The sequence below is a fragment of the Bradyrhizobium sp. LMTR 3 genome, assembly GCF_001693485.1.
Classification (GTDB): domain Bacteria; phylum Pseudomonadota; class Alphaproteobacteria; order Rhizobiales; family Xanthobacteraceae; genus Bradyrhizobium.
In genome coordinates, this window is sequence record NZ_MAXC01000049.1 from 25,621 (window position 1) to 39,165 (window position 13,545).

Here is a 13,545-nt window from a genome sequence, read left to right on the forward strand (position 1 = left end):
GCTGCTACTCCGCCGCGGCGAGGTGCCGCCGCACCAGCACGGTGCCGCTATCGAGGTCGCGGCCGACCAGTCGCGTGATCTCTGCGGATCCGTCCCCGAGCAGCGCCCGGTATGAGGCGATCTGGCGTGCAAAGAGATTGTAGATCATCACCGCGGGAATCGCCGCCACCAGCCCGAGCGCCGTCGCCAGCAGCGCCTCGGCAATTCCAGGCGCGACCACGGCGAGGTTGGTGGTTTGCGACTTCGATATTCCGATGAAGCTGTTCATGATTCCCCAGACCGTGCCGAACAGTCCGACGAAGGGACCGGTCGATCCGATGGTTGCAAGCACGCCGGTGCCTAGTCCGATGCGCCGGCTTGCCGCCGCCTCGATCTGCTGCAGCCGGGAGGCGATCCTTGCCTTGATGCCCTCCTTGTCCATTCGATCGGTGCTCAATCTCAATTCGGCCAGGGCACCCTCGAGCAACTGGGCAACCGCGCCCTCGGGGACCTGCCGCACGGCGTCTTCCACGTTCCGGACGCTGGCCAGCTCGCGCAGGGCGCGTCGGGCATTCCGTCGCGCCTTGATCAGCTCGATCGTCTTTGCGAGCCACACCGTCCAGGTGACCGCGGTCGCAAAGGCCAGACCGATCATCACCGCTTTGACGACGACGTCGGCCTGCATGAACATGCCCCAGGGGCTGAGATCGCGGGGTAGCGCTGCAGCCGCGATCACTGTCCTTTCCGTTGCGTCCTGGGCGGCGGCCGGAGCGGCGGCCGGAAATGACAGCAACAGCAGCGGAAGTGACAGAAGCGGAACGCTGCGGCGGAGTTTCAGGCCAACTGGAGTTTTGACAGGGGTGGACGGAACAGCGCCACGTCGAAATGCCTTCCAGGATCGCATCGATCTGCCTCTGCACGCAATTAATGTCTCAGCCCCATTGTGTAGCATCGCCTACGTCTTGGTGCAAATGCTATAGGCCAAAGAGCGCGAGGTCCCGCCCTCGTGCATGCAGGTTCGGTTGCAATCTCCCGTTGATGGGGTTGCGAGCCGCGATCCGGCGGAAAAGCCCAGGGCGAACTGGCCGAGGAACTCCGGATCGCTGGCTGCGGTAGGCCGTCCTCCCGGTCTTTCTGCCGCAATTGTCAATTGCCGGACTTGCCCCCGGTGGTGTAAAGCGGCGCATCGGCGCTGGCTTGGGAAGCGCCGTTCCGCCCCCCGGGAACTGCTTGATGACGCTGTGGTTTGTGTTCGCGCTGATGACGGTCGCGGCGATTTTTGCCGTGCTCTGGCCGTTGAGCCGCGGCTCGTCTGCGCAGGCCGGCGGCAGCGAGGCGGTCGTCTACAAGGATCAGCTCGCCGAGATCGACCGCGATGTCGCGGCCGGGCTGATCGGCTTGTCCGAAGCCGAAGCCGCGCGTGTAGAAATCGGCCGCCGCCTGCTCGCCGCCGCGGACGGCGAGCGCAACCAGCCGGCGCACGCCAACCTTGGCCTGCGCCGTGCCTCGGCTGTCGTAGCGCTGGTGGGGTTGCCGATCGCGGCAGTGACGTTCTACCTCGCGCTTGGATCGCCGCGTCTCGGTGATTTCCCGCTCGCCTCGCGCACCCGTATGGCGGACGCCAGCCAGCCGCTCGAAAACATGGTGGCGCAGGTCGAAGCGCATCTGGAGAAAAATCCAACCGACGGTCGCGGCTGGACCGTGCTGGCGCCGGTGCTGGTGCGGCTCGGTCGTGTCGATGACGCGGTCCGGGCCTACCGCAACGTGATTCAACATGCCGGCGACAGCGCCGAACGCCGCTCCGATCTCGGTGAGGCGCTGGTTATCAGGGCGGGCGGCGTCGTCACGGCAGAAGCCAAGGGCGAGTTCGAGCGCGCGGTCGCGCAAAACGCCGACGATCCCAGGGCCAGCTATTTCCTCGGGCTCGCTGCCGAACAGGACGGCCGGAAGGCCGACGCTGCGGCGATCTGGCGGGCGATGCTGTCAAAGGCGCCGGCCGACGCGCCGTGGCGGGCGCTGATCGAGGCGGCGCTGACCCGGGTCGGCGCCCCCGTCCCGCCGGCGCTCTCCGATGATGCAATGGCCGCGGCCAGGGACATGAACGAGGCGGACCGTGGGACGATGGTCCGTGGCATGGTCGATCGGCTGGCGGCGCGGCTGAAGCAGGACGGCAGCGATGTCGAGGGTTGGTTGCGGCTGGTGCGGGCCTATATGGTGATGGGCGAACGCGACAAGGCGACGAGCGCGCGCACCGAAGCGCGCCAGGCGGTCGCGGGCGATGCCGAACGCTTGCGCCAGCTCAATGAAGGCCTGAAAAATCTCGGGCTTGATGGATAGAGCCGGATGGCGGAACCGAAAGACGAAGGCAGGGGATATTGATGACGCGCAAGCAGCGGCGTTTGACCATGATCGGCGGCTCGCTCGCGGTGCTTGCGGTTGCGGCGGCGCTGGTGCTGAACGCGATGCGCGACTCCATTGTGTTCTTCTCCACGCCGACCATGGCGGCGGAAAAGCAGATCCCGCCCGGCAAGCGGTTCCGCCTCGGCGGCCTGGTGCAGCCGGGCTCGCTGGTGCGCGGCGACAACCTTGCCGTGAACTTCAGCATCGCCGACGGCAGCGCCACGCTGGCGGTCGCCTATAAGGGAATGTTGCCGGACCTGTTCCGCGAAGGGCAGGGCGTCGTCGCCGAGGGCGCGCTCGACGCGTCAGGCGTGTTCAAGGCCGATACCGTGCTGGCCAAGCATGACGAGACCTATATGCCCAAGGACGTCGCCGACGCCCTGAAGAAGCAGGGACACTGGAAGGACGACTACGGCGCAAAGCCCGGCGCCACGGCCGCATCTGCGCCGGTGCAGGGGATCGCGAAGTGATCGCGGAAGCCGGGCATTACGCGCTGGTGCTGGCGCTCGCACTTGCGCTGATCCAGTCCACGGTTCCGATGCTGGGCGCGCGCTGGGGCGATCCTGCACTGATGAATGTCGCGCGCTCCACGGCGCTGGCGCAATTGCTGTTCGTGGCGGCCTCGTTCACGGCGCTTGTGATGCTGTACGTCAACTCGGATTTTTCCGTCGTCAACGTGTTCGAGAATTCGCACTCGACGAAGCCGTTGCTCTACAAGATCACCGGCGTGTGGGGCCATCACGAAGGATCGATGCTGCTGTGGGTGGCGATTCTGGCGCTGTTCGGCGGCCTGGTCGCCGCCTTCGGCAACAATTTGCGGCTGTCGCTGCGCGCCCATGTGCTGGCCGTGCAGGGCTGGATCGCGGCTGCGTTCTATCTGTTCATCCTGGTCACATCGAACCCGTTCCTGCGCATTGCGAGCCCGCCGATCGAGGGCCGTGACCTCAATCCGGTGCTGCAGGACATTGGGCTGGCCGTGCATCCGCCGATGCTCTATCTCGGCTATGTCGGGTTTTCGATCTCGTTCTCGTTCGCGATCGCCGCCTTGATCGAAGGCCGGATCGACGCGGCCTGGGCGCGCTGGGTGCGGCCGTGGACGCTCGTGGCGTGGATATTCCTCACGCTCGGCATCGCGATGGGTTCTTACTGGGCCTATTACGAACTCGGCTGGGGCGGCTGGTGGTTCTGGGATCCGGTCGAGAATGCTTCCCTGATGCCCTGGCTCGCCGGCACCGCGCTGCTGCATTCTGCCGTCGTGATGGAAAAGCGCAACGCGCTGAAGGTCTGGACCATCCTGCTGTCGATCCTGGCGTTTTCGCTGTCGCTGCTTGGCACCTTCCTGGTGCGCTCGGGCGTGTTGACCTCGGTGCACGCGTTCGCGACCGATCCCTCGCGCGGCGTGTTCATCCTGCTGATCCTGTGCCTGTTCATCGGCGGCAGTCTGACGCTGTATGCCTGGCGCGCCTCGGCGCTGAAGCAGGGCGGGCTGTTCGCGCCGGTCTCGCGCGAGGGCGCGCTGGTGCTCAACAATCTCTTTCTCACCTCCGCCTGCGCCACCGTGTTCATCGGAACGCTGTATCCGCTGGCGCTGGAAGTGCTGACCGGCGACAAGATTTCGGTCGGCGCACCGTTCTTCAACCTGACCTTTGGGCCGCTGTTCGTGCCGCTTCTGGTCGCCATGCCGTTCGGGCCGCTGCTGGCCTGGAAGCGTGGCGATCTCCTCGGCGCGGCGCAGCGGCTGACCGCGGCCGGCATCGCGGCGCTGGTCGCAATTGCGGTGCTGTTTGCATGGACCCATGGCGGAGCCACGCTCGCCCCGCTGGCGATCGGGCTTGCGATATTCGTGATTGGCGGCGCCTTGAGTGATCTCGCCGAACGCATGGCGCTGTTCCGCGTTCCCTTGGCCATTGCGATGGCCCGTGCGCGTGGGCTGCCGCGCGCGACCTGGGGCACGGCGTTCGCGCATGCCGGCATTGGCGTCGCGCTGATCGGCATCGTCTGCGAGACCACCTGGAATAGCGAATATATCGGCACGATGAAGCCGCGCGATGTCGCAAGCGTCGCCGGCTATCAGTTGAAGCTCGACGAGATCACGCAACGGCAGGGACCGAACTTCCGTGAGATGATCGCGCAGTTCACGGTTGCGCTCGACGGCGAAACGCTCCAAGTGATGATGCCATCGAAGCGCAACTTCACCACGCGGGACTCGTCGACGACCGAGGCCGCGCTGCTGACCCGCGGCGCCAGCCAGCTTTACGTTTCGCTCGGCGACACCAATGCGGAAGGCGCCATCGCCGTGCGCATCTATCACAAGCCGCTGGTTCTCCTGATCTGGTGGGGCCCTGTCCTGATGGCGTTCGGCGGCCTGCTGTCGCTCTCGGATCGCCGCCTGCGCGTCGGTGCGCCCAAGCCGGCCAAGGCCGCCCGCGCGCTGCAGCCGGCGGAGTAGTGCCTTGAAGCGCCTCATTGCAGCATGTGTGCTGGTTGTCGCCGCGACGCTCTGCGGGCCGGCTCACGCCGTGCAGCCCGACGAGATCATGGCCGATCCGGCAAAGGAGGCGCGAGCCCGCGACCTGTCGCGCGAGCTGCGCTGCATGGTGTGCCAGAACCAGTCGATCGACGATTCCGACGCCCCGCTGGCGCGCGACCTGCGGCTGTTGGTGCGCGAGCGGATCGCGTCCGGCGACAGCGACAGCCAGGTGATCGACTTTCTGGTCGCGCGCTATGGCGAGTTCGTGCTGCTGAAGCCGCGCTTCACGCCGCACACGCTGCTGCTCTGGCTGCTGCCGCCGCTCGCATTGGCCGGGGGCGGGCTGGCGCTCTGGCTCTACAGCCGCCGCCGTTCGAACACCGGCAGCGCGACCGATCCTTCGCTGTTGCATCTGACGGAAGAGGAACAGGCGAGGCTGGAGCGCTTGCTCGCAGCCGATGCGCCGGACAAGAAATCCTAGCTCGCCATTGCAAGCGGGTAGGTTTTGGCTATGACTCCCCTGTCAAAATAAACATAACAAGGGGGAGACGGGACATGGCCTTTTCACTCTACGACGCCAGCGTGGCGAACTATCTGCAGACCCTTGGCGCCGTCAGCGGCTTCCTCGAGCGCGGCCTCGTTCATTTCCGCGACAAGAACATCGATCCCGATAGCATGGTCGAGGCGCGGCTGGCGCCCGACATGCTGCCGCTGCGTTTCCAGATCATCTCCGTCGCCCAGCATTCGCGCGGCGCCATCGAGGGCGTGCAACGCGGAGAGTTTCATCCGCCCGCGTCCAAGACGCCGTACGATTATGCGGGATTGCAGGGATTGGTCGCGCAAACCCGCGAGGCTCTGGAGGGCTGGACTCCGGAGGCAGTCAACGCGCTTGGCGGCCGCGACGTCGTCTTCCACCTCGGCGATCACAAGCTGCCCTTCACCGCGGAAGGCTTCCTGATGTCGTTCTCGCTGCCCAATTTCTATTTCCACGCCACCACCGCCTACGACATCCTGCGCACCAACGGCGTGCCGCTCGGCAAGAGGGATTTCATGGGGCGGCTGAAGATGAAGAAGAGCTGAGGCTGTTGGGGTAAAGAAAGCGGCGCAGGAGGTGCTCCTGCGCCGTCCTTTTTCAGTGGTCGCTATACACCCATCAGCGCGTCGCGCTTGGCGATCAGGTCGGCACGCGAGACGCTGTTGTCCCGGATGTCGCTCGAGATGAAGTCCATCATGCCACGCGCGTGGCTGCCGGAGACTTCTGCTGATCCTCGACTGATGTTGCGATGCCTTCCTTCCGGGTCGTCACCGTGCCGTCGCCCCGGAAGTTGTACTGGATGCCGCCGCTCACGAAGCCATTAGGTTACGTTTGGGCCAAGAGGAGGCAGGGTCCGGCCGACCCCCGCACGGGCAGCCGTTCGCCCTCTAGGCCCATTTCACCCAGCGCTAACCCATTGATTGCCTGCGCTATTCTGCCACATCCCTAATCCGCTCCATTACAAAAGTTTAATTCCCTAGCCAGCGCGCGGTAAGGCGGCAGGCCCCATCTTCCGTCCTGTCAGGTGCCCAGCCCCCGTACCGTCCAATTCAGGTTCTCTGGAGATTTTAGAAACATGACCGAACGTCCCATCGATCTTTCCTCGCTACAGTCGCCCGGCGCAGCACGCCGTTCGCTGTTCTCCGCCCGCAAATTCGCGCTGATGGCCTCCGTCGTCGCCGGCCTCGGCGCCGCCGTGTATGGTTTCTCGCCGCAGCAGGGCCCGGATGTCTTTGCCAGCGCGGCGCATGCGCAGGTCAATACCGAGGTTCGCAAGGTCGAGCGGCCGATCGGTTTCGCCGACATCGTCGAGCGCGTGAAGCCGTCGGTGATTTCGGTCAAGATCAACATCGCCGACAAGAGTTCCAAGGACGACAGCGCCAACAAGGACGAGGACTCGCCGTTCCCGCCGGGCTCGCCGATGGAACGCTTCTTCCGCCGCTTCGGCGGTCCGGATGGCCTGCCGCCCGGCCTGCGCGGCGGACCGCGTGGCGGCCGCGGCCCGGTGACGGGCCAGGGTTCCGGCTTCTTCATCTCGCCTGACGGATATGCCGTGACCAACAACCACGTGGTCGACGGCGCCGACAAGGTCGAAGTCACCATGGACGACGGCAAGACCTACACCGCGAAGGTGATCGGCACCGATCAGCGCACCGACCTCGCCCTGATCAAGGTCGAGGGCCGCACCGATTTCCCGTTCGCCAAGCTGTCCGATAGCAAGCCGCGGATCGGCGACTGGGTGCTGGCGGTCGGCAACCCGTTCGGGCTCGGCGGCACCGTGACCGCCGGCATCGTTTCGGCCTCCGGCCGCGACATCGGCAACGGTCCGTATGACGATTTCATCCAGATCGACGCTCCCGTGAACAAGGGTAATTCCGGCGGTCCGGCGTTCGACACCAACGGCGAAGTGATGGGCGTCAACACCGCAATCTATTCGCCGTCCGGCGGCAGCGTCGGCATCGCGTTCTCGATTCCCGCCTCGACGGTGAAGAACGTGATCGCCCAGCTCAAGGACAAGGGCTCGGTCAGCCGCGGCTGGATCGGCGTCCAGATCCAGCCGGTTACCTCCGACATCGCCGACAGCCTCGGCATGAAGAAGGCGGAAGGTGCGCTGGTGGCGGAACCGCAGGCCAATGGTCCGGCGGCCAAGGCCGGCATCCAGTCCGGTGACGTCATCACCGCGGTCAATGGTGAGCCGGTCAAGGATGCCCGCGAGCTCGCCCGCACCATCGGTAGCCTCGCGCCGGGCGCCGCAGTCAAGCTGAACGTGCTGCAAAAGGGCCAGGACAAGGTCGTCAACCTCACGCTCGGCCAGTTGCCGAACACGATCGAGACCAAGGCCGACATCGGCAAGGAAGACAAGGGTAGCGCGACCAAGGGAACCGATGTTCCGAAGCTCGGCCTGACGGTGGCTCCCGCCAATACCGTTGCCGGCGCCGGCAGGGAAGGCGTCGTCGTCACGGAGGTCGACCCGAAGAGCGCGGCGGCCGAACGCGGCTTCAAGGAAGGCGACGTCATTCTTGAGGTCGCCGGCAAGAGCGTCACCAGCGCCGGTGATGTTCGCCAGGCACTGGATGCCGCGCGTACCGAAAGCAAGAACAGCGTTCTCATGCGCGTGAAGAGCGGCGGTTCGTCGCGCTTCGTCGCGGTGCCGCTGGCGAAGGGCTAAACGAGGACTAGATACAAGATGGAGGGTCACGCCGGCATTCGTCGCCCCCGCCGACGTCTCCTTCCGGGGAGCGGGTCCAAAACTCGCTCCCTCAGGCAACCTTCCTTCGGAATACGCCCCCCTCCGTCGGAAGGGCCTAAGGGCGGTGAGGTCCCCCAGCCTCATCGCCCGCTTTTTTCACTTGATCGAGAGCATCCGCGGTCGCCTTGCATGTGCAGGGCGGCCGCGCCATGGTGAGAGAAAGCCCATTCCCGTGACCGCAACTGCCCCACAAATGCGCCTGTTGATCATCGAAGATGACCGCGAGTCCGCCGACTATCTGGTCAAGGCGTTCCGTGAAGTCGGCCATGTCGCCGATCTCGCCAGCGATGGCGAGGAGGGGCTGTCGATGGCCGAAGGCGGCGACTATGACGTGCTGGTCGTGGATCGCATGCTGCCCAAGCGCGACGGCCTGTCCGTCATCGGGAGCCTGCGCGAGAAGGGCAATCGCACGCCGGTTCTGATCCTCTCCGCGCTCGGCCAGGTCGACGACCGCATCAAGGGCCTGCGCGCCGGCGGCGACGACTATCTGCCAAAACCCTATTCATTCGCCGAATTGCAGGCGCGCGTCGAAGTGCTGTCGCGCCGCAATGTCGGCCCGGCCGAGGAGACCACCTACCGCGTCGGTGATCTCGAGCTCGACCGTCTTTCTCATCGTGTCGCCCGCGGCAAGGATGAACTGACGCTGCAGCCGCGCGAGTTTCGCCTGCTCGAATATCTGATGAAGCATGCCGGCCAGGTGGTGACCCGCACCATGCTTCTGGAAAACGTCTGGGATTATCATTTCGATCCGCAGACCAATGTCATCGACGTGCATATTTCGCGGCTGCGCTCCAAGATCGACAAGGGCTTCGAACGGCCCTTGCTGCACACGATCCGCGGCGCCGGATACATGATCCGTGACGGCCTTCGGTAAACTGATCCGCACCACGGCGTTCCGGCTGACGCTGGTTTATCTGTTTTTGTTTGCGCTGTTTGCGGCGTCGCTGCTCGGCTATTTCGCGTGGAATACGCGGCGGATGATCAACGAGCAGATCACCACGATCGTCAATGCCGAGATCGCCGAGATCGAGACCATCTACTCGCGTCGCGGCCTGCGCGGCCTTTTCGTCACGCTCGGCTACCGCGCGCTGCGGCCTGGCGCCAATCTCTATCTTGTCACCACGCCTGAGGGGAAAGCGTTCGGCGGCAATGTCGAATCGCTGTCCCCGGGCGTGATGGCCTCCACAGGCTGGTCGGAGACGGTGTATCGCAGGCTCGACGAGCAGGATACCACCAATCATCGCGCGCTGGTGCGCGTCACCGAACTTGACAACGGATTCAGGCTGCTAGTCGGCCGCGATCTTGAGGAACGGCGGCGGCTGTTCGGCATCGTCGCCAAGGCCGCCCAATGGTCGCTGCTGGTCGTCATCGTGCTCGGCATCGGCGGTGGCATCTTCGTGGCGCGGCGGGTGTTGCAACGGATCGATGCCATGACCGGCACCACAAGGCGCATCATGGCGGGCGACCTCTCGGGGCGGCTGCCAGTCGGGCGCTCCGGCGACGAACTCGACCGTCTCGCGGAAAATCTCAACGCCATGCTGGAGCGCATCGAGACCCTGATGATGGGGCTGAAGGAAGTCTCCGACAACATCGCCCATGATCTCAAGACGCCGTTAACGCGCTTGCGCAACCGCGCCGAGGAGGCGCTGGCGAGTTCGGGCAGCGAGGCCGAATACCGCGCTGCGCTGGAGCGGACCATCGAGGAATCCGACGGCCTGATCCGCACCTTCAACGCGCTGTTGATGATCGCGCGCGCCGAGTCCGGGCAGGCACGCGGCAACATGGATGATTTCGACGCGGCCGACGTCGCCAGGGGCATCCACGAATTGTATGAGCCGCTGGCCGAAGACGACGGCATGACGCTCCGCGTCAAGGCCGCGACCGCGCGGCTGCATGGCAACCGCGAACTGATCAGCCAGGCACTTGCCAATCTGGTCGAGAACGCCATCAAGTACGGTAAGCCCTCGCCGGTGGTGCAGCCGCTGGACCCTGCCGCCGCGGCGCGCACCCGGGAGATCCTGATCGAGGCGCGGCGCGAAGGCGACGACGTGCTGCTCAGCGTCACCGATCACGGACCGGGCATTCCCGAAGGCGATCGCAAGCATGCGGTCGAGCGATTCGTGCGGCTTGAGGCGAGCCGCACGCTGCCGGGTTCCGGCCTCGGGCTCAGCCTGGCGTCCGCGGTGGCGACCTTGCATGGCGGCGAACTCAGGCTCGGCGATTCCCGTCCCGGCCTGACCGCGACGCTGGTCGTCCCGGCGCTACCTGCCATAGCGTTTTCGAGCGAAGTGGGCACCGGTTCGCGTGAAGAAAACGCGTCAAAACTAAGGGCTGGAGCCCGGTTCTGATCCAATGAGAACCGGGCCCCAGCGGGCAACAGGCTTGCGGCTCAAACGCAGGATGTGCCACAGAAGGTGGCATGAATTCCTCCGCCTTGGCCGCGCGGTTCGTCAGCGGGCCCCATGTCGCAGCCAGCAGTAACGCCGAACAACGCCTGGGAGACTGGCTCGCCGAACTGGAGCCGGAGCAATCGGCTGAGATCACGGCGTGGCTGGATCACCCGCTCGCCAGGACTATCCTGCTTGGCATCGCCGAGTTCTCGCCATACCTGTTCGACCTGATCCGGGCTGACGCCGCTCGGCTGCTGCGTTTGCTGGCATGCGACCCGGAACCATATCTCACCTCGCTGATCGAGAAAGGCACGCGCGACGTACTCGCTGCCGCGGGCGAGGCCGACGTGATGCATTTGCTTCGCCGCATGAAGGCGGAGGCCGCGTTGTTGATCGCGCTGTGCGATATCGGCGGGGTCTGGCCGGTGATGCGGGTGACCGCGGCGCTGACCGATCTTGCAACCGTGTCCGTGCAGACGGCGCTGCGCTTTCTGCTACGTCAGGAGGTCACGCGCGGCCGTATGACGGCGCTCAATCATGACCGGCCGGAGGAAGACAGCGGATTGATCGTGCTCGCGATGGGCAAGATGGGCGCAGGGGAATTGAACTACTCCAGCGACATCGACCTGATCGTGTTTTTCGATCCCGCCCGCACCTCGCTGGTAGCAGACATCGAGCCGGCGCCGTTCTTCGTGCGGGTGACGCAGACGCTCGCCCGCCTGCTGCAGCAACGCTCCGGCGAGGGCTACGTGTTCCGCGTCGATCTGCGCCTGCGGCCCGATCCGGCCTCGACGCAGGTGGCGATCTCGACCGAGGCGGCGCTGCATTACTACGAGCGGGAAGGGCGGACCTGGGAACGCGCCGCGATGATCAAGGCGCGCGTTTGCGCCGGCGACGCCAAAGCGGGCGAGGCGCTGATCGCGGAACTGTCGCCGTTCGTCTGGCGCAAGCATCTGGATTTTGCCGCGCTCGCCGACGTCCACGACATGAAGCGGCAGATGCAGACCTATCGCGGCCAGAGCGAGATCGCGGTCGAAGGTCATAACGTCAAGGTCGGCCGCGGCGGCATCCGCGAGATCGAGTTCTTCGCACAGACGCAGCAGCTCATTGCCGGCGGCCGCCATCCGGAATTGCGGGTGCGCCCCACGCTGCATGCGCTGCAGGTGCTGGCGACCAGCAACTGGATCAGCTTTCAGGCCCACGACGAGTTGACCGCGGCCTATGAGTTCCTGCGCCGCGTCGAGCACCGGCTGCAGATGATCTCGGACGAGCAGACCCATGCACTGCCCGAGGATGCCGAGGCCGTGGAGCGCTTTGCAAACTTCTTCGGCTATGAGAGCCGGGCAGCCTTTGCGAAGGACTTGCTCGACCATCTCAACATCGTGCAGGGACATTACGGCAAGTTGTTCGAAGGCGATCCGACCGGTACGTTGAAGCTGCCGCAGCTCAACTATGCCGGCGGGCCTGAGGATGCGCGTCTGCTCGATCACCTGACGATGCTCGGCTTCAAGAAGCCGGTCGCGGTGGCTGGCACCCTGCAGCACTGGATGCAGGGCAACTATCGCGCGCTCCGCAACGAGGCGACCAAGGCAGCCTTCATCGAATTCGTGCCCGGCCTGATCCACGGTCTCGCGCATGCCGAAGACCCCGACGACGCCGTGACCACGTTCGATCGCTTTCTCGGCGCATTGCAGCGCGGCGGCCGGCTGATTTCACTGTTGAGCCAGAACCGCGACCTGGTCGCGCTGGTGGCCTTGATCCTCGGCGCCGCGCCGCGGCTCGGCGACATGCTGGCGCGCCAGCCGCAGATCATGGACGGCTTGATCGATCCCCGTTTCTTCGGCGCGATGCCGGACCGGAAGGAATTGTCGGCGCGGCTGGCGGCGACGCTGAAGGACGCGGACTCTTACGAAGATTTCCTCGATCGCCTGCGGCTGTTCGGGCAGGAGAGCCTGTTTTTGATCGGCACGCGGATCCTGTCCGGCACGGTTTCCGCCCAGCACGCTGGCGTCGCCTTTGCCGACGTCGCCGAGGGCATCGTGCACACCGTGCACGGCCTGGTGAGAGACCAGTTCGCGACCCAGTACGGCCGCATCAAGGGACAGGAGACCGCGATCCTCGCGATGGGCCGGCTCGGCAGCCGCGAGATGACGGCATCTTCTGATCTCGACCTGATCCTGCTGTATGATTTCGACACGGACAATCCCGATTCCGACGGCGAACGATCGCTGCACGGCGCGCAATATTTTACGCGGCTGACCCAGCGGCTGATCTCGGCGTTTACGACGCGGACCAATTACGGCGTACTCTATGACGTCGATATGCGGCTGCGGCCGTCGGGCCGCGCCGGGCCGCTGGCGTCGCGGATCGATTCCTTTTCCGATTATCAGGAACGCGAAGCCTGGACCTGGGAGCACATGGCGCTGACGCGGGCGCGAGTGATCTCGGCTTCACCGGCGTTTCGGAAAGAGATCGAGGACGCGATCCGCAGCGTGCTGACGCGGCCGCGCGATGCGGCCTCGACCGCCGGCGACGTCGCCGACATGCGCCGGGCGATTGCGCTGGAGAAGGGCGAGGACGACATCTGGAACCTCAAGCAGGCCGCCGGCGGCCTGGTCGACATCGATTTCATCGCGCAGTATTTGCAGCTCGTTCACGCCTCGGACAAGCCCGAGATCCTCAGCGTCTCCACGCTGCAGGTGCTCGACAACGCCGCACGCCTCGGCGTGCTGCCGCCATCCGACGCCGAAATTTTGCGCTCGGCGGCGCGGCTCTATCACGACCTGACGCAGATCGTCAGGCTTTGCGTCACCGGCAAATTCAAGCCGGAGACGTCCGGAGAGAACCTCTTGCGCGTGATGGCGCGCGCCGGCGACACGCCGGATTTCTCGACGCTGGAAGCGCGCCTGCGCGAGACGCAAGGCGAGGTGAGGCGGGTGTTCCAGGCGTTGGTGGGCGGCGGTGGTTAGAGGAGCGTGCGAGACTGGCCCCCGTCATCTCTGCGTAAAAGCTTTCGCTGTTA

Annotated in this window: 10 protein-coding genes; 9 read left to right on the forward strand and 1 reads right to left on the reverse strand. The window is 65.3% G+C overall.

What is annotated here, in order from left to right; translation table 11 throughout:
- Positions 1-4 precede the first annotated feature (4 nt).
- A complete protein-coding gene (gene exbB, locus LMTR3_RS28465; RefSeq protein ID WP_065748609.1) occupies positions 5-715 on the reverse strand; it encodes a tonB-system energizer ExbB in 711 nt (236 codons plus the stop codon).
- Positions 716-1,212: 497 nt separating this feature from the next.
- On the opposite strand from exbB, the gene ccmI reads away from it, so the two are divergent.
- From ccmI to LMTR3_RS28510, 9 genes are all read left to right on the forward strand, one after another.
- The gene (gene ccmI / locus LMTR3_RS28470; protein WP_065748288.1) at positions 1,213-2,316 is read left to right on the forward strand and encodes a c-type cytochrome biogenesis protein CcmI; all 1,104 of its coding nucleotides are present in this window, start codon (positions 1,213-1,215) and stop codon (positions 2,314-2,316) included.
- A 41-nt stretch (positions 2,317-2,357) separates the two neighbouring features.
- On the forward strand, positions 2,358-2,849 hold the full coding sequence (ccmE, locus tag LMTR3_RS28475) for a cytochrome c maturation protein CcmE (protein ID WP_065748289.1): 492 nt from the start codon (positions 2,358-2,360) through the stop codon (positions 2,847-2,849).
- Positions 2,846-4,828 (forward strand): heme lyase CcmF/NrfE family subunit, encoded by a 1,983-nt coding sequence (locus LMTR3_RS28480; protein ID WP_065748290.1) that lies wholly within the window; start codon positions 2,846-2,848, stop codon positions 4,826-4,828. Before ccmE ends, LMTR3_RS28480 begins: the two co-directional genes overlap by 4 nt.
- Before the next feature lie 4 nt (positions 4,829-4,832).
- Complete coding sequence (locus LMTR3_RS28485; RefSeq protein ID WP_065748291.1) at positions 4,833-5,330, forward strand: cytochrome c-type biogenesis protein; 498 nt, start codon at positions 4,833-4,835, stop codon at positions 5,328-5,330.
- Positions 5,331-5,404: 74 nt separating this feature from the next.
- Positions 5,405-5,929 (forward strand): DUF1993 domain-containing protein, encoded by a 525-nt coding sequence (locus LMTR3_RS28490; protein WP_065748292.1) that lies wholly within the window; start codon positions 5,405-5,407, stop codon positions 5,927-5,929.
- Positions 5,930-6,459: 530 nt separating this feature from the next.
- The gene (locus LMTR3_RS28495; protein WP_065748293.1) at positions 6,460-8,052 is read left to right on the forward strand and encodes a Do family serine endopeptidase; all 1,593 of its coding nucleotides are present in this window, start codon (positions 6,460-6,462) and stop codon (positions 8,050-8,052) included.
- A 274-nt stretch (positions 8,053-8,326) separates the two neighbouring features.
- Positions 8,327-9,007 (forward strand): response regulator transcription factor, encoded by a 681-nt coding sequence (locus tag LMTR3_RS28500; RefSeq protein ID WP_057840551.1) that lies wholly within the window; start codon positions 8,327-8,329, stop codon positions 9,005-9,007.
- Entirely contained in the window at positions 8,991-10,481 is a 1,491-nt protein-coding gene (locus LMTR3_RS28505; protein WP_084029866.1) for a sensor histidine kinase, read from the forward strand. The genes LMTR3_RS28500 and LMTR3_RS28505 overlap by 17 nt, the downstream gene beginning before the upstream one ends.
- Positions 10,482-10,552: 71 nt before the next feature.
- A complete protein-coding gene (locus LMTR3_RS28510) occupies positions 10,553-13,492 on the forward strand; it encodes a bifunctional [glutamine synthetase] adenylyltransferase/[glutamine synthetase]-adenylyl-L-tyrosine phosphorylase (protein WP_065748294.1) in 2,940 nt (979 codons plus the stop codon).
- The last annotated feature ends 53 nt before the right edge of the window (positions 13,493-13,545 follow it).

What these genes read in the sequence shown, in the direction of transcription:
- ccmI (WP_065748288.1), top strand. Translation starts at nt 1,213, where the DNA reads ATGACGCTGTGGTTTGTGTTCGCGCTGATGACGGTCGCGGCGATTTTT.
- ccmE (WP_065748289.1), top strand. Translation starts at nt 2,358, where the DNA reads ATGACGCGCAAGCAGCGGCGTTTGACCATGATCGGCGGCTCGCTCGCG.
- LMTR3_RS28490 (WP_065748292.1), top strand. Translation starts at nt 5,405, where the DNA reads ATGGCCTTTTCACTCTACGACGCCAGCGTGGCGAACTATCTGCAGACC.
- LMTR3_RS28495 (WP_065748293.1), top strand. Translation starts at nt 6,460, where the DNA reads ATGACCGAACGTCCCATCGATCTTTCCTCGCTACAGTCGCCCGGCGCA.
- LMTR3_RS28500 (WP_057840551.1), top strand. Translation starts at nt 8,327, where the DNA reads ATGCGCCTGTTGATCATCGAAGATGACCGCGAGTCCGCCGACTATCTG.
- LMTR3_RS28510 (WP_065748294.1), top strand. Translation starts at nt 10,553, where the DNA reads ATGAATTCCTCCGCCTTGGCCGCGCGGTTCGTCAGCGGGCCCCATGTC.